Source organism: Streptomyces sp. NPDC088747, assembly GCF_044751025.1.
Lineage (GTDB): Bacteria > Actinomycetota > Actinomycetes > Streptomycetales > Streptomycetaceae > Streptomyces.
On the sequence record NZ_JBIVKZ010000009.1, the window covers coordinates 116,440 to 138,605 of the forward strand.

General features: G+C 67.9%; 14 protein-coding genes. 4 read left to right on the plus strand and 10 right to left on the minus strand.

Annotated features, from left to right (window positions below):
• Positions 1–190: 190 nt before the first annotated feature.
• The 3 genes from ACIP79_RS22125 (at position 191) to ACIP79_RS22135 (ending at position 3,997) form a co-directional block, all read left to right on the plus strand.
• Positions 191–1,417 carry a thiolase family protein gene (locus ACIP79_RS22125; RefSeq protein WP_401225863.1) on the plus strand — a complete coding sequence of 409 codons (1,227 nt, stop codon included), beginning with the start codon at positions 191–193 and terminating at the stop codon, positions 1,415–1,417.
• Positions 1,414–3,540: a 3-hydroxyacyl-CoA dehydrogenase NAD-binding domain-containing protein gene (locus ACIP79_RS22130; protein ID WP_401225866.1), complete on the plus strand. Its 2,127-nt coding sequence runs from the start codon at positions 1,414–1,416 to the stop codon at positions 3,538–3,540. The genes ACIP79_RS22125 and ACIP79_RS22130 overlap by 4 nt, the downstream gene beginning before the upstream one ends.
• 85 nt (positions 3,541–3,625) lie before the next feature.
• On the plus strand, positions 3,626–3,997 hold the full coding sequence (locus ACIP79_RS22135) for an NTP pyrophosphohydrolase (protein WP_401225869.1): 372 nt from the start codon (positions 3,626–3,628) through the stop codon (positions 3,995–3,997).
• Positions 3,998–4,108: 111 nt separating this feature from the next.
• Here ACIP79_RS22135 and ACIP79_RS22140 read toward each other — a convergent pair whose 3' ends face one another.
• The 10 genes from ACIP79_RS22140 to ngcE all read right to left on the minus strand — a co-directional run bounded on the left by ACIP79_RS22140 (position 4,109) and on the right by ngcE (position 17,775).
• The gene (locus ACIP79_RS22140) at positions 4,109–5,566 is read right to left on the minus strand and encodes an ArnT family glycosyltransferase (protein ID WP_401225872.1); all 1,458 of its coding nucleotides are present in this window, start codon (positions 5,564–5,566) and stop codon (positions 4,109–4,111) included.
• Between the two features lie 81 nt (positions 5,567–5,647).
• Positions 5,648–7,171: an amino acid permease gene (locus ACIP79_RS22145; protein WP_401225875.1), complete on the minus strand. Its 1,524-nt coding sequence runs from the start codon at positions 7,169–7,171 to the stop codon at positions 5,648–5,650.
• Between the two features lie 144 nt (positions 7,172–7,315).
• The gene (dxs, locus tag ACIP79_RS22150) at positions 7,316–9,247 is read right to left on the minus strand and encodes a 1-deoxy-D-xylulose-5-phosphate synthase (RefSeq protein ID WP_401225877.1); all 1,932 of its coding nucleotides are present in this window, start codon (positions 9,245–9,247) and stop codon (positions 7,316–7,318) included.
• A gap of 224 nt (positions 9,248–9,471) precedes the next feature.
• Complete coding sequence (locus tag ACIP79_RS22155) at positions 9,472–10,764, minus strand: sugar ABC transporter permease (protein ID WP_383681484.1); 1,293 nt, start codon at positions 10,762–10,764, stop codon at positions 9,472–9,474.
• Entirely contained in the window at positions 10,761–11,555 is a 795-nt protein-coding gene (locus tag ACIP79_RS22160; protein ID WP_383681482.1) for an ATP-binding cassette domain-containing protein, read from the minus strand. The genes ACIP79_RS22155 and ACIP79_RS22160 overlap by 4 nt, the downstream gene beginning before the upstream one ends.
• A 183-nt stretch (positions 11,556–11,738) precedes the next feature.
• Positions 11,739–12,836, minus strand: a complete 1,098-nt coding sequence (locus ACIP79_RS22165; protein ID WP_383681513.1) for a sugar ABC transporter substrate-binding protein — start codon at positions 12,834–12,836, stop codon at positions 11,739–11,741.
• Between the two features lie 133 nt (positions 12,837–12,969).
• The gene (locus ACIP79_RS22170) at positions 12,970–14,169 is read right to left on the minus strand and encodes an ROK family protein (RefSeq protein WP_401225880.1); all 1,200 of its coding nucleotides are present in this window, start codon (positions 14,167–14,169) and stop codon (positions 12,970–12,972) included.
• A 241-nt stretch (positions 14,170–14,410) separates the two neighbouring features.
• Positions 14,411–15,349 carry a carbohydrate ABC transporter permease gene (locus tag ACIP79_RS22175; RefSeq protein WP_383681479.1) on the minus strand — a complete coding sequence of 313 codons (939 nt, stop codon included), beginning with the start codon at positions 15,347–15,349 and terminating at the stop codon, positions 14,411–14,413.
• 14 nt (positions 15,350–15,363) lie between these two features.
• Positions 15,364–16,296 carry a carbohydrate ABC transporter permease gene (locus ACIP79_RS22180; protein WP_383681477.1) on the minus strand — a complete coding sequence of 311 codons (933 nt, stop codon included), beginning with the start codon at positions 16,294–16,296 and terminating at the stop codon, positions 15,364–15,366.
• A 33-nt stretch (positions 16,297–16,329) separates the two neighbouring features.
• Positions 16,330–17,775, minus strand: a complete 1,446-nt coding sequence (gene ngcE, locus ACIP79_RS22185; RefSeq protein WP_383681476.1) for an N-acetylglucosamine/diacetylchitobiose ABC transporter substrate-binding protein — start codon at positions 17,773–17,775, stop codon at positions 16,330–16,332.
• Positions 17,776–18,261: 486 nt separating this feature from the next.
• On the opposite strand from ngcE, the gene ACIP79_RS22190 reads away from it, so the two are divergent.
• Positions 18,262–22,086 carry a GH92 family glycosyl hydrolase gene (locus ACIP79_RS22190; RefSeq protein WP_401225884.1) on the plus strand — a complete coding sequence of 1,275 codons (3,825 nt, stop codon included), beginning with the start codon at positions 18,262–18,264 and terminating at the stop codon, positions 22,084–22,086.
• Positions 22,087–22,166 lie beyond the last annotated feature (80 nt).

Here is a 22,166-nt window from a genome sequence, read left to right on the forward strand (position 1 = left end):
GCGGCGACGGGGAGGGACACACGGTCCGTGTGTCCCTCCCGGTTTCCGGGCACCGGTCCGGGTGTGACCTTCGCCGCTCCCGCCCGCGGGACTGGGCAGCATGGTTACCCGCAAGTAGCATGAAGGTGAGCGCGCGCTCAGGCGTGTGTGTCGCGCAGCAGTGCCATCCCGCATCTGGAGGAGAGCCATCGTGCCTCGTACCGTCAGGGACGTCGTCTTCGTCGACGGCGTCCGCACCCCGTTCGGCAAGGCGGGCCCGAAGGGCATCTACCACGAGACCCGTGCCGACGATCTCGTCGTGAAGGCCATCCGGGAGCTGCTGCGCCGCAATCCCGGTCTCGACCCCAAGAAGATCGACGAGGTCGCCATCGCGGCGACCACGCAGATCGGTGACCAGGGTCTGACCCTCGGCCGCACGGCCGGCATCCTCGCCGGTCTCCCCCAGTCGGTTCCCGGCTACTCCATCGACCGCATGTGCGCGGGCGCGCTGACCGCCGTCACCACGACGGCCGGTTCGATCGCGTTCGGCGCGTACGACGCCGTCATCGCCGGTGGTGTCGAGCACATGGGCCGCCACCCGATGGGCGAGGGCGTGGACCCGAACCCGCGGTTCGTCAGCGAGAAGCTGGTCGACGAGTCCGCCCTGTTCATGGGCATGACCGCGGAGAACCTGCACGACCGCTACCCGCACATCACCAAGCTGCGCGCCGACGAGTACGCCGTGCGCTCGCAGGAGAAGGCCGCCAAGGCGTACGCGAACGGCAAGATCCAGCAGGACCTGGTGCCGATCTCGGTGCGCAACACCAACGCGGAGGTCGGTGAGACGGGCTGGGGCCTGGTCACCGCCGACGAGCCGATGCGCCCGGGGACCACGCTGGAGAACCTGGCCGGTCTGAAGACGCCGTTCCGCGTGCACGGCCGCGTCACCGCCGGAAACGCCGCCGGTCTGAACGACGGCGCCACCGCGTCGATCATCGCGTCCGAGGAGTTCGCGCGCGAGCACGACCTGCCGGTGCGGATGCGCCTGGTCTCCTACGCCTTCGCGGGCGTCGAGCCCGAGGTGATGGGCTACGGCCCGATCCCGGCGACCGAGAAGGCCCTCGCCAAGGCCGGTCTGTCGATCGAGGACATCAACCTCTTCGAGATCAACGAGGCCTTCGCCATCCAGGTCCTCGCCTTCCTCGACCACTACGGCATCGCCGACGACGACGCGCGCGTCAACCAGTACGGCGGCGCCATCGCCTACGGCCACCCCCTCGCCTCTTCCGGCGTCCGTCTGATGACGCAGCTGGCCCGCCAGTTCGAGGAGCAGCCCGAGGTCCGTTACGGCCTCACCACCATGTGCGTCGGCTTCGGCATGGGCGCCACGGTGATCTGGGAGAACCCGCACCACAAGGACGCCGGAGGCGACAAGTGACCACCGCTGAACTCCTGAAGGGCGCGGCCGAGCTGTTCCCCGACGAGGTCGTGACGTCGGCGAACGTACGCCACCTCGACCTGCCCCTCGGCGCCGGGCGCTTCGCGCTCATCACGCTCGACAACGGCTTCGACCACACCCGGCCGACCACCTTCGGCCCGGCCTCGCTGGCGAAGCTCGACGCCGCCATCGACCAGGTGGAGGCGGAGGCCGCGGCCGGCGAGATCGTCGGTGTCGGTGTCACCGGCAAGCCGTTCATCTTCGCCGTCGGCGCGGACCTCAAGGGCGTCGAGCTCCTGAAGAACCACGAGGACGCGCTCGCCATCGGCAAGGGCGGCCACGAGGTCTTCAAGCGGCTCGCGGCCCTGGCTGTCCCGACCTTCGCGTACTACAACGGCGCCGCGATGGGCGGTGGCGTCGAGGTCGGTCTGCACTGCGCGTACCGGACCGTCTCCGCGTCCCTGCCCGCCTTCTCGCTGCCCGAGGTCTTCCTCGGTCTGGTCCCCGGCTGGGGCGGCTGCACGATCCTGCCGAACCTGATCGGCGCCGACAAGGCCGTCTCGGTGATCATCGAGAACTCGCTCAACCAGAACAAGCAGCTCAAGGGCGGCCAGGTCTACGACCTCGGGATCGCCGACGCGCTCTTCGAGGGCGCGGACTTCCTGGAGCAGTCGCTGGTGTGGACGGCCGCCGTCCTCAGGGGCGAGATCGTCGTCGAGCGCCCGGAGATCGACCGCGGCGAGGCCTGGGACCAGGCCGTCGACCGCGGCCGGTTCATCGCCGACAGCAAGGTGCACGGAGCCGCTCCGGCCGCCTACCGCGCGCTGGACATCATCGCCGGGGCCAAGGACGGCGACCTCCAGAAGGGGTACGACGCCGAGGACCTGGCGCTCGCCGACCTGATCATGGGCGGCGAGGTGCGTTCCGGCATCTACGCGTTCAACCTGATCCAGAAGCGCGGCAAGCGTCCGGCGGGCGCGCCGGACAAGTCCCTCGCGCGTCCGGTCACCAAGGTGGGCGTCGTCGGCGCGGGCCTGATGGCCTCGCAGCTCGCCCTGCTCTTCCTGCGCCGCCTGGAGGTGCCGGTCGTGCTGACCGACATCGACCAGGAGCGCGTCGACAAGGGGGTGGGCTACGTCCACGCCGAGATCGACAAGCTGCTGCTCAAGGGCCGCGTCAACCAGGACAAGGCCAACCGGCTCAAGGCCCTGGTCTCCGGTGTGCTCGACAAGGCCAAGGGCTTCTTCGACGCGGACTTCATCATCGAGGCCGTCTTCGAGGAGATCGGCGTCAAGCAGCAGGTGTTCGCGGAGGTCGAGGCGGTCGCCCCGGCGCACGCGATCCTCGCCACCAACACCTCCTCGCTGTCGGTGACGGAGATGGCGTCGAAGCTGAAGAACCCCGAGCGGGTCGTCGGCTTCCACTTCTTCAACCCCGTCGCGGTCCTCCCGCTCCTTGAGATCGTCCGCGGCGAGCAGACCGACGATGCCGCCCTGGCCACGGCCTTCGGTGTCGCCAAGCAGCTGAAGAAGACGGCGGTTCTGGTGAAGGACGCCCCGGCGTTCGTCGTCAACCGCATCCTCACCCGCTTCATGGGCGAGATCCAGAACGTCATCGACGAGGGCACGCCGGTCGAGGTCGCCGAGAAGGCGGTCGAGCCGCTGGGCCTGCCGATGTCGCCGCTGGTGCTCCTTGAGCTGGTCGGCCCGGCGATCGGTCTGCACGTCTCGGAGACCCTCAACCGGGCCTTCCCCGACCGCTTCACGGTCTCCCCGAACCTCGCGGCCGTCGTCAAGGCGGGCAAGCGCGGCTTCTACGTGTACGACAGCGGGAAGCCGGAGCTGGACCCCGAGGTCGCCGCGCTCCTGAAGCAGGGCGACGTCGTCCTCACCGAGGAGCAGACCCGTGACCGCGTCCTGGACGCCGTCGCCCAGGAGATCGGGCTCATGCTCGACGAGGGTGTCGTCGCCGAGGCGCAGGACATCGACCTCTGCCTGATCACCGGTGCGGGCTGGCCCTTCCACCTGGGCGGGATCACTCCCTACCTGGACCGTGAGGGCGTCTCCGAGCGGGTGAACGGGAAGCGGTTCCTGGCGCCCGGAGTGGCCTCCGTGCCCGCGTAACCTCTCCGCACGCGTCTGAGGGCCTCCGCTGCGGCGGGGGCCCTCTTCGTGCTTCAGTCGACCCAGGACACCTGGAGGTAACGCCGTGCCGACACTCGTGATCATCGACGCCGCCAACGTCATCGGCTCCGTCCCCGACGGCTGGTGGCGCGACCGCCGGGGGGCCGCGGAGCGGCTGCGGGACCGGCTCGCGGCGGACGGGGTCCCCGGGCAGGAAGGTCCCGTGGAGATCGTCCTCGTGGTCGAGGGGGCCGCCCGGGGTGTGGAGTCCGTGCCGGGTGTACAGGTGGAGTCGGCGTCCGGCAGCGGGGACGACCGGATCGCCGAGCTCGCCGCCGACGCTTCCGGCGCCGGGCAGCCGTGTCTCGTCGTGACGGCCGACCGGGAACTGCGGCGCAGGGTAGGTGCGTTCGGGGCGGAGGTGGCGGGGCCTCGGACGGTACGAGGGGACGCGTGAGGGTGGTTCTCGCCCCCTCCGCCCCTTCCCGTCCCGTTCCCGGGGGCTGCGCCCCTGGACCCCCCTTTCGCGCTTCGCGCTCGTCCTCAAACGCCGGACGGGCTGGAATTCTCAGCCTTGTTGTCTCTCGTACAGCACCGCCCCGTCCACCGTTCCCTTCTCCTCGTAGTCCGCTGCCAGCAGCCGCCGCAGGGACGGCACTCGCCGGGGGGCGTACGGCTTGTCGCGGGAGTCGTCGACCACCAGGGCCGGCGGGTGGGCCGCCATCTCCGCGCGGAAGGCCGACCAGGCTCCCGCCACGGCGTACTTCTCGCCGACCTGGGGGCCGTTGCGGCCGCCGCTGTAGTTGGTGAGCATGCCCGCGGTGAGGAAGCGGCTGGCGGGGGTGCGGTCGGACAGCCAGTAGACCTCGGGGTGTATGCCCCACACCAGCACCCGGTCACCGGGGGCCGTGCGCTGCGCCACGGCGGCTGCCAGGCGCTGGGCGTGGGTGAGGTCGGGGCGCGGGGCGAACAGGCCCCAGCCGAGGAACAGGGTGCAGCAGCAGGCGGAGGTGAGTACGGCTCTCGCCAGTCGTTCGCCGGGCAGGATCTGGAGGGCGGCCGTCGCCAACAGGGCGATGGGCGGGATGAGTTGAAGGTAGTAGTGGCCGAAGAAGTGGAAGCCCAGGAGTACCGCGGCGGCCGAGGAGGCCAGCCAGAGCCAGAGCTCCACCGCACCCGTACGGGCGACGCGCAGGACCCGTACCACCGGAGGGATCAGGCCCGCGCAGGCCACCGTCAGGATCGCGCAGTTGGCCAACCCCCTTCCGAGAACGTGGAGTTCGGATCCGGTGAAGGAGGCGTACGCGCCTGATCCGGTGACCGTCCAGAACAGGAACCCGGCCGGGTCGGTGAACAGCGCCGCGCAGAGGACGGGCAGGGCCGCTCCGACTGCCAGCCGTACCAGGTCCGTTCGCGGCGCGCCGTGCCGGTACAGCAGCCAGAGCACCGGCACCAGTACCGCGCCGCCCGTCTGCTTCGCCAGGAAGGCGCACGCGACGGCCGCCCCGGCCGCGCCCCAACGGCGCCGGTCCGCGCACCACATGGCCGCGGCCGTGCACGGCAGTACGAACACCTCGAAGGTGGCGGCCTGCGCGTCCTCGGGGTTGAGGCCGATGGAGACCAGCAGGTACAGCACGCCCGCCGTCCGGCCCGCCCGGTCGTCCCAGCGGCGCCGGGCCAGCGACGCGAGCAGGACGGCGGTCGACAGCTGGGCCACGACCGCGAGGACCCGGACCGAGGTCAGCGAGCCGGAGCCGGAGACGGCGAAGGCCGCCTCGTAGAGCCAGGGCACGAGCGGTGGCTTGCGGTCCACGACCGTCTCGTAGAGCTCTCCGCCGTTCGCGAGTATCCGGGCCTGTACGGCGAGATAGCCCTCGTCGGGGTTCCACAGCGGGTGCAGGAAGGAGGGGGCCCGGGTGACGCAGGCGAGCAGCGTCAGCACCGGCAGGAGCCGTCTCCAGTAGGCGCGGTCCGATCCTCGTGACCCGGCTGTGGAGCGTGGTGATTCCTGGAGCCCGGCGAGCATACGGTGCACGCTATCCGGCCCCGCGGTCTCCGCCGAAACGGGACATACGGGGCCGGATGACCAACGGGACGGCGGCGAGGACTACTTGGTGTCGCCGCTCTGGGGCTTCGGCACGGCTCCCGCCGCCGCCTCCTGCGACAGGCCGAGACGGCTGTGCGAGCGCCCGTAGAGGAAGTAGATGACGGCGCCGATCACCATCCAGATGCCGAACCGCAGCCAGGTCTCGGCGGGCAGGTTCAGCATCAGCCACAGCGAGGCGAGGACGGAGACGATGGGGAGGAAGGGCACCAGCGGGGTGTGGAAGGTGCGGGGCAGGTCGGGGCGGGTGCGGCGCAGGACGACCACGCCGATCGCGACGACCACGAAGGCGAACAGCGTGCCGATGTTCACCAGCTCGGCGAGTTCACTCAGGCTGGTGAATCCCGCGAGGATCGCGATGATCACACCGAGCAGGATGGTCGGCCGGTGGGGGGTCTTGAAGCGCGGGTGGACGCGGGAGAAGAAGCGGGGCAGCAGTCCGTCGCGGCTCATCGCGAAGAAGACCCGGGTCTGGCCGAGGAGCAGGATCATGCAGACCGTGGTCAGGCCGACGGCGGCGCCGAAGCTGATGAAGCCCGCGTACCAGGGATGTCCGGTGGCCTTGAAGGCGTCGGCGAGCGGGGCGTCCACCGACAGCTTGGTGTAGTGCTGCATGCCGGTCACGACGATCGACACGGCGACGTAGAGGGTGGTGCAGATGATCAGGGAGCCCAGGATGCCGCGGGGCATGTCGCGCTGCGGGTTCTTGGTCTCCTCGGCGGCCGTGGCCACCACGTCGAAGCCGATGAAGGCGAAGAAGACGACGGAGGCGGCGGTGAAGATGCCCATCACGCCGAAGTTGGAGGGCGCCCAGCCGAACATCAGCTGGATCAGGGGGGATTGGAGACCCGCGCCCGCTTCCACGGGCTGCGCCTTCGGGATGAACGGGTCGTAGTTCTCGCCCTTGATGAAGAAGGCGCCCGCGATGATCACGACGAGGACGACGGTCACCTTGATGGCGACGACGAGCGAGGTGATGCGCGCGGAGAGCTTCATGCCGAGCACGAGGATGCCGGTGAGCACCAGCACGAGTCCCGCGGCCAGGATGTCGAAGCCGAAGCCGTCGGCCCCTTCCCGCCCGCTGAGCGCCTCCGGCAGATGCCAGCCCGCGTTGTCGAGCAGCGAGGCCACGTACCCGGACCAGCCGACGGCGACCACCGCCGTGCCCAGCGCGAACTCCAGTACGAGGTCCCAGCCGATGATCCAGGCGGGCAGCTCGCCGAGCGAGGCGTAGGAGAAGGTGTAGGCCGAGCCGGCCACCGGAACCGTCGACGCGAACTCGGCGTAACAGATCGCGGCGAGCGCGCAGACGACCCCGGCCACCACGAAGGCGAGGGCGACGGCGGGCCCGGCGTTGTTCTTGGCGACCGTGCCGGTCAGCACGAAGATGCCGGTGCCGATGATGACTCCGACGCCGAAGACGGTGAGATCCAGAGCGGACAGCGACTTCTTGAGTGCGTGCTCCGGCTCCTCAGTGTCCAAGATCGACTGTTCGACCTTCTTCGTTCTGAAGAGGGTGCTGCTCACGGGTTTACCTCCACGCTTGACGTCCTCGACATGATCGAGGGGGCGTGTGCTGCGCATGCCCCGGCGCGGACAGGTTCACGCGAATGGGCCGGTTCCGCCACCCCTTCAGAGTGATGGAACCGGCCCGGTGGACCTGGGGGTGCGTCAGTCGCGCGCGGTCTCCACCGCGTCCACGGCCTCGGCCGTGGTGCGTTCGAACCGGCCGTCGAGGCGGGAGACCAGGCCGGTGACCTGGCGGGCGATGTCCGGCGCGGTCAGGCCGATCTCCGCCATGACCTCCTTGCGGGAGGCGTGGTCGAGGAAGCGCGGCGGGATGCCGAAGTCGCGCAGCGGTACGTCCACGCCCGCGTCCCGCAGTGCCTGCGCGATCGTGGAACCGACGCCACCGACACGGGAGTTGTCCTCGACGGTGACGACCACGCGGTGCCGCTCGGCGAGCGGGGCCATGGCCTCGTCGACGGGCTTGACCCAGCGCGGGTCGACGACGGTGGTGGAGATGCCCTGCTTGTCGAGGAGGCCGGCGATCTCCAGGCACATCGGCGCGAGGGCGCCGACCGAGACGAGCAGCACGTCGGGGGTGTCGGTGCCCGGCTCGCGCAGCACGTCCATGCCGCCGACCCGGCCCACGGCGGGTACGGCGGGGCCGACCGCGCCCTTGGAGAAGCGGACCACCGTCGGCGCGTCGGTGACCTCGACGGCCTCGCGCAGCTGGGCGCGGACCTGGTCGGCGTCGCGCGGGGCGGCCAGCCGCAGGCTCGGCACGACCTGGAGGATCGACATGTCCCACATGCCGTTGTGCGAGGCGCCGTCGGTGCCGGTGACGCCCGCGCGGTCGAGGACGAAGGTGACGCCGCACTTGTGCAGGGCCACGTCCATCAGGACCTGGTCGAAGGCGCGGTTGAGGAAGGTCGCGTAGACGGCGAAGACGGGGTGCACACCGCCGGTGGCGAGGCCGGCCGCGGAGACGGCGGCGTGCTGCTCGGCGATTCCGACGTCGTACACCCGTTTGGGGAAGGCCTTGGCGAACTTGTCGAGGCCGACGGGCTGGAGCATCGCGGCGGTGATGGCGACGATGTCCTCGCGCTCCTCGCCGAGCTTGACCATCTCCTCGCCGAAGACGGAGGTCCAGTCGGCGCCGGAGGAGGCGATCGGCAGGCCCGTGTCGGGATGGATCTTGCCGACGGCGTGGAAGCGGTCGGCCTCGTCCTGGAGGGCGGGCTGGTAGCCGCGGCCCTTCTCGGTGAGGCAGTGCACGATGACCGGGCCGCCGAAGCGCTTGGCGCGGACCAGCGCCGACTCCAGGGCCTCGATGTCGTGGCCGTCGATCGGGCCGACGTACTTGAGGCCGAGGTCCTCGAACATGCCCTGCGGGGCGATGAAGTCCTTGAGGCCCTTCTTGGCGCCGTGCAGGGTCTCGTAGAGGGGCCTGCCGACGACCGGGGTGCGCTCCAGGAGGTCCTTGCCGCGGGCCAGGAACCGTTCGTAGCCGTCGGTGGTGCGCAGGGTCGCCAGGTGGTTCGCGAGGCCGCCGATGGTGGGGGCGTAGGAGCGCTCGTTGTCGTTGACGACGATCACCAGGGGGCGGTCCTTGGCGTCGGCGATGTTGTTGAGCGCCTCCCAGGCCATGCCGCCGGTGAGGGCGCCGTCGCCGATGACCGCGACCACGTGGTCGTCGCGCTCCAGGACCTGGTTCGCCTTCGCGAGGCCGTCGGCCCAGCCGAGGACCGTGGAGGCGTGCGAGTTCTCGATGACGTCGTGCTCGGACTCGGCCTGCGAGGGGTAGCCGGAGAGGCCGCCCTTCATCTTGAGCCTGGAGAAGTCCTGGCGGCCGGTGAGCAGCTTGTGCACGTAGGACTGGTGGCCCGTGTCCCACAGCACCCTGTCCTTGGGCGACTCGAAGACGCGGTGCAGAGCGATGGTGAGCTCCACGACGCCGAGGTTCGGGCCGAGGTGGCCGCCGGTCTTGGAGACCGCGTCGACGAGGAAGGTCCTGATCTCGCCGGCCAGCTGGTCCAGCTGCTCCAGGGTGAGCCGGTCCAGATCGCGCGGTCCCGTGATGCGGGTCAGCAGCGGCACCCGTGCCTCCTTGCGATAGAGCTGTTCGAGCTTTGCCGGGTCTGTCGAGTCTAATGTTCCGTCTTTCGTGGCGGCGTTCGGGTTGTGCGTCGTACATCACGCGAACGGCTGTAAATGATCCGTACACGTGTTCTCGTTCCGGATCTGTCTCCTGGACATGGAAGTGCCCGGTACCGCCGTTGGTACCGGGCACTTCGTCCAATGGCCAGCAGGGGCCGGGTTCGCTAGGCGCGACCCGCCGTCTTCTGGGTCTTGCGGGTGACGGCGTCGATGACGACCGTCGCGAGCAGAACACCACCGGTGATCATGTACTGGATCGGCGAGGCGATGCCCTGAAGGGCGAGGCCGTACTGGATCGAGACGATGACCAGCACACCGAGCAGCGCGTTCCAGGTGCGGCCACGGCCACCGAAGAGGCTGGTGCCACCGATGACGGCCGCCGCGATGGCGTTCATCAGCAGGTCACCGGCGCCGGCGCCCTGGTTGGCGGAGGCGATCTTCGAGGCGATGAACAGACCGCCGATCGCGGCGAAGGTACCGGCGATCGCGAAGACCGAGATCCGGACCATCTCCACGTTGATACCGGCACGCCTGGAGGCCTCGACGCTGCCGCCGAGCGCGAAGATCTTCCGGCCGTAGGAGGTACGGCGCAGGATGAAGTCCGTGAGCAGCAGGACCGCGATGAAGATCACCACGGCCAGCGGCAGGCCCTTGTACTGGTTGTAGACGATCGCCACGGCGAAGGCGAGGATGCCCAGGAGCACCGTGCGCAGGATGGTCTCGCTCAGCGGCTGCGACGGGACACCGGCGGCCTCGCGCCGGCGGTTGCCGTAGAAGGAGCTGACGAAGAACCCGGCGGTCACGACGATCGCCAGCGCGTAGGCGGCGGCCACATCGGTGAAGTAGTAGCTGGTCAGCTTGGCGACGATGCCTTCGCTGTCCAGGTTGATGGTGCCGTTGTCACCCAGGATCTGGAGCATGAAGCCGTTCCAGAACAGCAGACCGGCCAGGGTGACGGCGAAGGCGGGCACGCCGATGCGCGCGAAGACGAAGCCGTGGATCGCGCCCGCGGCCGTGCCGGTGAGGATGGCCAGGATGAAGGCCAGCCACTCGTTCATGCCGTGCGTGACGTTCAGCACCGCGAAGGCGGCGCCGGCGACACCGGAGACCGAACCGACCGACAGGTCGATCTCACCGAGCAGCAGCACGAAGACGATGCCGACCGCGATCATGCCCGTGCCGACCATGGCGACGGAGATGTCGGAGAGGTTGCCCGCGGTGAGGAAGTTGGAGTTCAGGCTCTGGAAGATGATCCAGATGATGACGAGGCCGAGGACGACCGGGATGGAACCCAGGTCACCGGCCTTCATCTTGCGCTTGAACTCGGAGGCGTAACCCGCGATGCCCTGCTCGCGGACGAGGAGCCTGGGGTCGACCACGGTGCTCGCCGCGGCGGCGGCCTCGGGGTTCTCGACCGCGTGGTCCACGGGGGTCGCGGAGGTCTTGTCGATGCTCACTTCTGAGCCTCCCCATTGCTGCTGCGCGCCGCACGACGGGTCACGGCGTTCTCCGTGGCACCCGTGATGGCGGAGATGATCTCTTCCTGCGAGGTCGACTTGACCTCGAAGATGCCGTTGTTGCGCCCCAGGCGCAGGACGGCGACCTTGTCGGCGACGGCCTTGACGTCAGCCATGTTGTGGCTGATGAGGAGCACGGCGTGGCCGCGCTCGCGCAGCCGCTCGACCAGGTCGAGGACCTGTGCGGTCTGCTCGACACCGAGGGCCGCGGTGGGCTCGTCGAGGATGACGAGCTTGGGCTCGCCGAGCATCGAACGGGCGATCGCCACCGTCTGGCGCTGACCGCCGGAGAGCGAGGCGATCGGGATGCGGACGCTGGGGATGCGGATCGACAGCGTGTCCAGCAGCTCGCGGGAGCGGCGCTCCATCTCGACCTCGTCGAGGATGCCGCGCTTCTTCAGCTCGCGACCGAGGTAGAGGTTGCCCACCACGTCGATGTTGTCGCAGAGCGCGAGGTCCTGGTAGACGGTCGCGACACCGAGGGCCTGCGCGTCGTGCGGCTTGTTGATCTGGACGGACTTGCCGTCCCACTCGATGGCGCCCTCATCGATGGGGTGCACGCCGGCAATCGTCTTCACCAGCGTGGACTTGCCGGCGCCGTTGTCGCCCACCAGGGCGACCACTTCGCCGGCGTGGACCTCAAGCTCAACATCGGTGAGCGCCTGGACGGCACCGAATCGCTTGGAGACCCCGCGCAACGCCAGAACAGGCGTAGCGGACACGTGAATCATCTCCTTCGCCGCCTGACCCGGCGGGAGGTTGTGCAGAAAATCGGGAGGGGGGGGTTTCCTTCCGGCGCCCCGCCCTAGCTTGCGGGGCTGATGGATGCGGAGCGCCGGAGGAGCTTTGGTGTACGCAAGTCCGTACGGGAATTCAAGAATGAATTCCCGTACGTGGAAAGAGACTTGCGGAGACTACTTGAGACCGAGCGAGTCGCAGTCGGCCTTGTAGGCGCTCGTGCAGATGTCGGCCACGGTGTAGATGCCGTCCTTGAGGACGGTGTCGTTGATGTTGTCCTTGGTCAGCGAGACGACCGGGACGAGGACCGACGGAACACCCTTGGTGGTGGGGCTGTCGACCTTGGTCTTGGCGAGGGAGTCGAGCGACTTGCCCTGGGCGAGCGCGACGGCGATCTCGGCCGTCACGTTAGCCTCCTGCGGGTAGGGCTTGTAGACGCTCATGTACTGCTCACCGGCGACGATGCGCTGCACACCCGCGAGCTCCGCGTCCTGGCCGGTGACCGGGATGTTGTCGATGCCGGCGGCCTTGAGGGCGGTGATGATACCGCCGGCCATGCCGTCATTGGCGGAGTAGACGCCGACGATCTTGCTCTTGCCGAGGGCGGAGATGGCGCCCTCCATGTTGGCGTTGGCGTTCTCCGGCTTCCACTCCTTGGTGTCGTACTCCTTACCGACGGTCACCTTGCCGTCGAGGACGGAGTGCGCGCCCTTCTTGAAGAGTGCGGCGTTCGGGTCGGTGGAGGACCCGTTCATCATGACGATGTCGCCCTTGGAGGCCTTGTCGCCGAGGGCCTTGAGCAGCGCCTCGCCCTGAACCCGGCCGACCTCTTCGTTGTCGAAGGAGATGTAGGCGTCGATCGGGCCTTCCGCCAGTCGGTCGTAGGCCACGACCGGGATGCCGGCGTCCTTGGCCTTCTGCACCGAGCTCTTGATGGCCGCGGAGTCCACAGCGTCCACGATCAGCACGTCCACCTTGTTGGTGATCATCGTGTCGACCTGCTGGTTCTGCGTGCTGGCGTCCTGCTTGGCGTTGGCGTAGATGACCTCGCCCTTGTTGTTCGTGAGCTCCTTGACCTTCTTCTCGATCAAGGGCTTGTCGAAGTTCTCGTAACGCGCGGTCTGGTTCTCGGGGAGAAGCAGACCGACCTTGATGTCGTCACCCTTGGCAGCGGCCGAGCTCTCGTCGCTGTCCTTCGACTCCGCGGCGCTGCCACAGGCGGCCAGCGAAACGGCCATCGCACCAGCGGCAACGGCGAAAGCAGCACGACGCATACGCGTGTTCACTAAACAAACCTCCCTGACGAGGCCGCGTCGTTGCGGCCGAGGTGGCTCGAAGTCAACTCGGCCGTACGTGCGACGTCAAGAAGTAAATACTTAACGAGATGGCAACGGCGTCGTGCGTTCTCTAAGTGAAGGCGGGACTCGCAGCAGTCAGCGACCCGTCCAAAAGGGTCGAATCACCCATCTCGCTGAGCGCGAGAGCGAGTGCTCCGAGAACCTCCGCACGGCCGCCAAGAGCCCCTGGCAACACCGAGAGTTGACGCGCCGCGCTGGGGATCGCGTAACGGCCGACAGACTCCCTCATGGGCCCGAGGACGAGCTCTCCGGCCTCGGCGAGATCGCCGCCGAGGACCACCCGGCTCGGGTTGAGCAGATTGCAGAGATTCGCGACTCCACTGCCGATGTGTCGGCCGACGTCGGCGATCACCCGACGGCAGCCCGGATCACCGTCCCGCGCCAGCCTGACAACGCCCTCCATGGTCAGATCCGTACCGTGGCTGGACTGGAGGAGTGGCAGGACATAGCGCGCGGCCGTGAAGGTCTCCAGGCAGCCCCGGTTGCCACAGCGGCAGACGGGGCCGGATTCATCAAGAGTAATATGCCCGATTTCTCCCGCTGTGCCACCTGGGCCGCGGTAGATCTTGCCGTTGATCACCAGGCCGGCGCCGACACCGCTCGCGACCTTGATGTACGCCAGGTCCCTGGCCCCGCGCCCGCTCCCCCAGACCATCTCCCCGAGGGCGCCCAGATTGGCGTCGTTGTCCACCTGCACGGGCACCCCGAGCCGTCCGCCCAGCTCCTCGGCGGGCTTCGTGCCGGTCCAGCCGGGCAGGATCGCGGTCGAGCCGAGGCTTCCCGACTCGACGTCGATCGGCCCCGGCACCCCGAGACCCACGCCGGCGATCTTCGCCCGGTCCACGCCGGTGGCCGCGATCAAACGGCTGACCAGCTCTTCCGCCCGGTCGAAGCCCTGTGCCGCGGAGGCGTCCACGTCCAGCGGCTCGGACTCCTCGGCGAGCACCTGGTGGGCCAGGTTCCCGACGGCCACCCGCAGATGCGTGTGGCCGAAGTCGACACCGATGACGATGCCCGCGTCCCCGCTCAGACTGACGCTGCGGGCCCTGCGACCCCCCGCCGAAGTGGGTGTGACCTCGACCGTTCCGCCGTCCTTGAGTTCACGGACGATATTGGAAACGGTCGCGGCGGACAGGCCCGTCGTCCGCGCGATCTCCGCCTGCGTGAGCGAACCCGCGAGGCGCACCGCACGTACGACGCGCTCCAGATTGGCTCGGTGCAGCGACGACTGCGACCCCGGAGTCTCCATCGACTCATCCACTCCTGCCCTCAGCCGGGCGGCCCCGATGCCGCCCATGTGACCCGGGTCACAGCAGCGGAACCCGGGTCACTTACAAGTTGTGAACTCCAAGCTCCGCTGAACGGGTTACCGCAGTCAAGTCCTTGACGAAAAATCGGAGACTTCGGGCGCGTTCCGATTCCGTCACCCCGCGGACACGTGATCGCCACCCCGGATGCGGGATGGCGACCGTCGTGGGCGGGGTCGGGAGCTACTTGAGCGTGGCCGAGGTGAGGCCTCCCTGGACCTGGCGCTGGAAGGAGAGGTACACGACGAGCATGGGAATCATCGCGATGGTCACGCCCGCGAAGAGGACGGGGAGGTCGGTGGCGTAACCCTGCTGCTGCTGTAGCTGGATGAGGCCCTGGGTGAGGACGTACCGTTCCGGATCGCCGCCCTTCTGTGGCTGCATCAGGACGGACGGCAGGATGTACTGGTTCCACTGGCCGAGGACGTTGAAGATGCCGACGCTCAGCAGGCCGGGCTTCGCCATCGGCAGCATGACCTGGAAGAACGCCCGGGTGTGCGAGGCGCCGTCGAGCACCGCCGCCTCGAAGACCGCCGTCGGCAGCGTCCGGAAGAACGAGTGCATGAAGAACACGGTGAACGGCATCGAGTAGGCGACGTAGACCAGGATCAGCCCCTGGTACGTGTTCAACATCTCGAGACGCTTGACCATGAAGAACAGCGGCACGAGGGCGAGGAACACGGGGAACATCGCCCCGCCGACGAAGAAGTAGTAGATGAGGCGGTTGCCGGGGAACTCGTAGCGGGCCAGCACGTAGGCCGCCATCGAGCCCAGGAGCATGGTCAGCGGGACCGAGAAGACGAGCACGATGACCGTGTTCGTGAAGTAGTCGCCGATGCCCTTGTCCCAGGCCCTGCCGAAGACGTCGAGCTGCCAGTTCGACGGCCAGCTCAGGGCCGAACCGCCGATCTGCGCGTCGGTCTTGAAGGAGCTCAGGACCAGCCAGACCAGTGGCAGGACGATCAGCACGGCCCACACGACGAGGAACGCGTGCGAGAAGACGTTGAGGGTGACGCCCTCGCCGCGCCCGGCGCCGCTCTCACGGGGTGGGGCCTTGCCTGCCGACCGCTGGGCGGGGACGCCGTCGCCGGTCCGCGTCGGCTCCTTGATGGGTGCGCTCATTTTCTGTCTCCGCCTCAGAACTCGATGCGCTCGCGGCGGGTGGCGCGCAGCGTGACCACGGACAGGATCAGGGTGAGGAGCAGCATGATCACGCCCATCGCGCAGGCGTAGCCGCTCTTTCCGAAGTAGAGGAAGTTGCGCATCATCACGTTGGCCATGACGTCGCTGTGGTGGTCGGGGCCGCCGCCGTAGCCGGTGCCCGAGGTCATGGTGGAGACCAGGACGAACATGTCCATCGCGATGATGCCGAGATAGACCCAGGCGGTCTGCACGGTGTCCCACAGCAGCGGCAGGGTCACCCGGAAGAAGGTCTGCGAGCGGCCCGCGCCGTCGAGCAGCGCGGCCTCGTAGATGTCCTTGGGGACGGACTGCATCGCCGCCGAGAACAGCACCAGGTAGAAGCCGACGCCGTGCCAGACGACCACCGCCATCAGGCACCACAGGACGAGGTTGGGCTCGTTCATCCACTCGATGGGGCTGTTCGCGTCGACCAGGCCCAGTTTGACCAGGACCCCGTTGAGCAGACCGCCCTCGTCGCTGCGGTAGACCGCGCCGAAGAGCACCGCGAGGATCGCCAGCGAGAGCACCTGCGGGAAGAAGTAGACGATCTTGTAGAAGCCCGAGCCCGAGACGCCCTGCACACCGCCGGCGCCGCCCCGCCCGCCCGCGTTCACCATGAAGGCGAAGAACAGGGCGAGCAGGATGGTGATCACCGGGATGAACACCAGGAACAGGATGTTGTGCCAGATCGCACCCAGGAAGATGTCGTCCTGGAACAACTCCTTGTAGTTGTCCAGACCGACGAAACTGAATGACTGCGACTGCCCCTGCCAGTCGGTGAAGGAGTAGCCGATGGTCTGTATGTACGGCCAGATCACGAAGATCAGATACAGAGCCAATGGTGCGAGGAGAAACCCCGCGACAAACCGGTACTGCCCTTTTCGCATGGCATCCTGCCCCTGGTGTTCCGAAATGCTCGGTCAGTCGCGGTGGTTCTTCTTGGACGCCGGGTCCTTGGCCGCCTTGTCGACTGCCGCCTGGGCTCGCTTCAGCCATTCCGCGGGCTGAATTCGCTTCGCCATCAGCTCGTTCGAAGCGTTCTGGATCGAGACGTCCATCTCGCTGTACCAGTTGGGGTACAGGAAGTTGAAGGTGTTGTCGCCGGCGGCCTTGGAGGCCTCGACCGTGGACTGGGTGCCGGGCCGCAGTTCGACGCCGGAGTCGACGCCGTCCTTGAGGATGCTCAGCGAGTTCGCCTCCTGGGCGAAGCGCGTCGACCACTCCTTGGAGAGCATGGAGCGCAGGAACTCCTGGGCGCCCGCCAGGTTCTTGGCCTTCGCCGGGATGATGAAGGGCTCGCCGGAGCCGGCCCGGATCGCCTCGAAGGGCAGCTGGCTGTCCGGCAGGACCGGCATCGGCAGGAACTTCATGTCGAAGTCGTCCGGGGTCTGCTTGAGCTGCTCGTTCTCCAGCCACGAGCCGGAGGTGATGAAAGCGGCCTTGTACTGGTTCCAGCGGGTCTGCGACTCGGTGTGGGTCAGGCCGTTGGTGCCGGCCATCAGGTAACCCTTCTCGACGACCTCGTAGACCGCCTCGATGGCCGCCTGGGCGGCGTCGTTGCCGACGAACGCCTTCGGGTCGAGGTTGTCGATCGCCTTCATGGCGTCCAGACCGCCCTTCTTGGCGATCAGGTCCATGATGGCGACGTTGATGTAGTACGGGTACTTGCCCTGGTGGGCCAGTCCCCCGATCCCCTCGGCCTTCGCCGCCTTGCACACCGCCAGGAAGTCGTCCCAGGTCTTCGGCGCCTCCCAGCCCTTGTCCGCGAAGAGCTTGCCGGAGTACCACAGGCCCCACACCGTGTAGATGTAGTTGAGGGCCACGACCTTGCCGCCCTGCATGCCCGGGTCGAGCGTGCCGGCGATCAGGGTGTCGCGGACCTTCTTGCTCGGGTCGTCGATCGACGGGGCGTCGAGCACCGCGGCCAGGTCGAGGAGCTGGCCGTTCTTGTAGAGCACGTCCAGCTTGATCTGCTGGGCGCCCGAGTCGTCGACGACGTCCGGCGGGGTGTTGTTGTTGAAGCGCGGCTGGAGCTTGCCGGTGATCTCCTGGGTGCCCGTGTGGGCGCTCTTGGTGCCCCACTTCTTGTCGAAGGCGGCTTCCCACGCCTTGGCGTAGTCGTCGCCGTAGCCGCCCTTGAAGATGACGACGTCGAGCGCGCTGCCCTTCGCCACGCCGAAGGGGTTCTCGGCGGTGGTCTTGCCCTTGTTCGTCTCGTCGGAGCTGTCGTCGCCTCCGCCGCTGGCACAAGCCGACAAGAAGCTCATCGTCGGCACGGAAATCAGGGCAAGCGCTGCCGACCGCTTCATCAGATCGCGGCGTCCGACACCCTCGGTGTTGCTGTTCTCGGCGGAAGTGGATCCCATGCTCAAGTCCTCGCCTTCTACAGGACTCAGGCGGTGAACCGGATCCTCCCCGGCACCGCGGTTTGGGTCAAGCTGGGGTCGTACGTGAGGGATTAGTGGAACGACGCGATGGTCGGTGTATGTGACACGCGCCCGCCGCCTCCAGATTTCCCCCCGGGTCGCGCCTGCACACAGCCGTAGAACGGCTGTGCAGACGCCGACAGGTATAGTCCACTTCCCGCCAATGGAGCAAGATCGAATGCAGGTTTGGCAGTCGGTCTTTTCCGAGTTGAGACCTCGCGGAAATATGGTGCGACCACGCGTTACCCGGAAGAAGATCCACAAGGTGCCAACCTCCCACGATGGGAGTAATGCGCGACTTGTCGCGCGGCATTCGCCCCGGACGCCACATTCAACACCCTTGACATCGCTGACAACTTGACTCCCTACTGGTCTTTGCGCAGCGAATTTGACAACGTTGTCCGGACGCTGGGAGGGTGCTCGCGCATGCAGCACGGAGCTCGATACAGACGCAGTTCGACGGCTGGGTACAGCTGGGGTCGTGCCACCACGGTGGGGGTCTCCGCCCTCTGCCTGCTGGTCGCCGCACAGGGCGCCGCGGTGGCCCTGCCGGGCCAGGCGGCCGCCCCCGACAAGGAGTTCGCCTCCTCGTTCGAGTCGGGCGATCCCGCACCGACCTGGCTGAACACGGTTGATACGACACCTCAGGGGACGAAACGATCGTCCGGGGTGGACGGCGGCTACACCACAGGCATCCCCGGCAATGTGACCGACCATGTCTCGGATGTCCGGGCGAGCGGCGAGAACACCGGCGGGGGCGAGGTGAAGGAGAACCTCGTCGACGGCGAGTCGAGCACCAAGTGGCTGGTGTTCGAGCCCACCGCCTGGGCGGAGTTCGACCTGGACGCCCCGGTCAAGGTGGTGACGTACGCGCTCACTTCGGCCAACGACCACGACGAACGCGACCCGCAGGCCTGGACCCTTCAGGGCTCGACGGACGGCAAGGACTGGAAGACCCTCGACACCCGCTCCGGCGAGTCCTTCGGCGAGCGTTTCCAGACGAAGTCGTACGACATCACGAGTCCGGCTGAATACCAGCACTTCCGGCTCGACATCACCAAGAACAACAGCGGCGACATCCTTCAGCTCGCCGACGTTCAGTTCTCCACGGGCGCCGTCGACGAGCCGACGCCCCAGGACATGCTCTCGCTGGTGGACCGCGGCCCGAGCGGCTCCCCGACCGCCAAGGCGGGCGCGGGCTTCAGCGGCAAGCGTGCCCTGCGTTACGCCGGTACGCACAAGCCCGACGGGCGCGCGTACTCGTACAACAAGGTCTTCGACGTGAACGTGGCCGTCGGCCGCGACACGGAGCTGTCGTACAAGATCTTCCCGTCGATGGCCGACGGCGACCTGGACTACGACGCCACCAACGTCGCCGTGGACCTCGTCTTCACGGACGGCACCTATCTGAGCGGTCTCAAGGCCCTGGACCAGCACGGGTTCGCGCTGACACCGCAGGGGCAGGGCGCTTCCAAGATCCTCTACGTGAACCAGTGGAACAGCGTGGCCTCGCGGATCGGTTCGGTCGCCGCGGGCAAGACGGTGGACCGGATCCTGGTCGGGTACGACTCTCCCAAGGGGCCGGCGAAGTTCCGCGGCTGGCTCGACGACGTGACGCTGAAGTCCGTCAAGCCCGAGAAGCCGAAGGCGCACCTGTCCGACTACGCCTCGACGATTCGCGGCACCAACTCCAGCGGCGGTTTCTCGCGCGGCAACAACTTCCCCGCGACGGCCGTCCCGCACGGCTTCAACTTCTGGACGCCGGTCACCAACGCGGGGTCGCTCAGCTGGCTCTACGACTACGCACGTGCGAACAACGCGGACAACCTGCCCACCATCCAGGCGTTCAGCGCGAGCCACGAGCCGAGCCCGTGGATGGGTGACCGGCAGACCTTCCAGGTGATGCCCTCGGCGGCGTCCGGCACCCCCGACACCGGCCGTGACGCACGCGAGCTCGCCTTCAAGCACCAGAACGAGACCGCGCGGCCGTACTACTACGGCGTCACGTTCGAGAACGGCCTCAAGGCCGAGATGGCGCCCACCGACCACGCGGCGGCGCTGCGGTTCACCTATCCCGGCGACGACGCGAGCGTGGTCTTCGACAACGTCACCGACCAGGCCGGCCTGACGCTCGACAAGGAGAACGGGATCGTCACCGGATACTCGGACGTGAAGTCCGGGCTGTCCACGGGCGCGACGCGGCTCTTCGTGTACGGGACGTTCGACGCGCCGGTGACGGAGGGGTCCTCGGCCGGGGTCAAGGGCTACCTGAAGTTCGACGCCGGCGAGGACCGCTCCGTCACGCTGCGCCTCGCGACCTCGCTGATCAGCGTCGACCAGGCCAAGGACAACCTCCGCCAGGAGATCCCGGAGGGCACGTCCTTCGCGAAGGTCAAGTCCCGCGCCCAGCAGCAGTGGGACGACATCCTCGGCACGGTCGAGGTGCAGGGCGCCACGCCGGACCAGCTCACCACGCTGTACTCCAGCATGTACCGGCTGTACCTGTACCCCAACTCCGGCTTCGAGAAGGTCGGTTCGAAGTACCAGTACGCCTCGCCCTTCTCCCCGATGCCGAACCCGGACACCCCGACGCACACCGGCGCGAAGATCGTCGACGGCAAGGTGTACGTCAACAACGGCTTCTGGGACACCTACCGGACGACCTGGCCGGCCTACTCACTCCTGACGCCCGGTCAGGCCGGTGAGATGGTCGACGGGTTCGTGCAGCAGTACAAGGACGGCGGCTGGACCTCGCGCTGGTCCTCGCCCGGGTACGCGGACCTGATGACCGGCACCTCCTCGGACGTGGCGTTCGCGGACGCGTACGTCAAGGGTGTCGACTTCGACGCGAAGTCGGCGTACGACGCGGCGGTCAAGAACGCCACCGTCGTGCCACCCGCCTCCGGTGTCGGCCGCAAGGGCATGACCACCTCGCCCTTCCTCGGCTACACGAGCACCGACACGCACGAGGGCCTGTCGTGGGCACTTGAGGGCTACCTCAACGACTACGGCATCGCGAAGATGGGCGAGGCCCTCTACAAGAAGACCGGCGAGAAGCGCTACAAGGAGGAGTCCGCGTATTTCCTCAACCGGGCGCAGGACTACGTGAACCTGTTCGACTCGCAGGCCGGATTCTTCCAGGGCAAGGACGCGAGCGGCGACTGGCGGGTCGAGTCCTCCGAGTACGACCCCCGTGTCTGGGGTTACGACTACACCGAGACCAACGGCTGGGGCTACGCCTTCACCGCGCCGCAGGACTCGCGTGGTCTGGCCAACCTGTACGGCGGCCGGAGCGGACTCGCGGACAAGCTCGACACGTACTTCGCGACCCCCGAGACCGCCGGGCCCGAGTTCGTGGGTTCCTACGGCGGCGTCATCCACGAGATGACGGAGGCGCGTGACGTACGGATGGGCATGTACGGGCACTCCAACCAGGTGGCCCACCACGTGAACTACATGTACGACGCGGCCGGCCAGCCCTGGAAGACGCAGGCGAACGTGCGCCAGGTCCTCTCCCGCCTCTACACGGGCAGCGACATCGGGCAGGGCTACCACGGCGACGAGGACAACGGCGAGCAGTCGGCCTGGTACCTCTTCTCCTCGCTCGGCTTCTACCCGCTGGTCATGGGCAGCGGCGAATACGCCGTCGGCTCCCCGCTGTTCACCAAGGCGACGGTCCACCTGGAGAACGGCCGGGACCTCGTCGTCAAGGCCTCGAAGAACAGCACGAAGAACGTGTACGTGCAGGGGCTGAAGGTCAACGGCAAGAAGTGGACGTCGACCTCGCTCCCCCACTCGCTCCTCTCCAAGGGCGCGGTGCTGGAGTTCGACATGGGTCCCAAGCCCTCCAACTGGGGCACCGGCAAGAACGCGGCGCCCGTGTCGATCACCAAGGACGACAAGGTGGCGACGCCCCGTACGGACGCCCTGAAGGGTGCCGGGGCGCTGTTCGACAACACGTCGGCGACCGCGGCGAGCGTGGCCTCGGTCGAGCTGCCTACGGCCGCGGCCACCAAGGGAGTTCAGTACACGCTGACCTCGTCGGACCACACCACGGCGCCGACCGGCTGGGTCCTCCAGGGCTCGTCCGACGGCACGCGCTGGACCGACCTGGACAAGCGCTCCGGGGAGTCCTTCGCCTGGGACAAGCAGACCCGGGCGTTCTCCGTAGCGAAACCGGGCTCGTACGCGCACTACCGCCTGGTCCTCACCGGTGAGGCGACGCTGGCGGAGGTGGAGCTGCTGTCCTGACGGACACCCACCATGGGAAAGGGCGGGCGTGGAGTTCGACTCCACGCCCGCCCCTCGTGTTTCCCCTTCTCCCGGTCTCC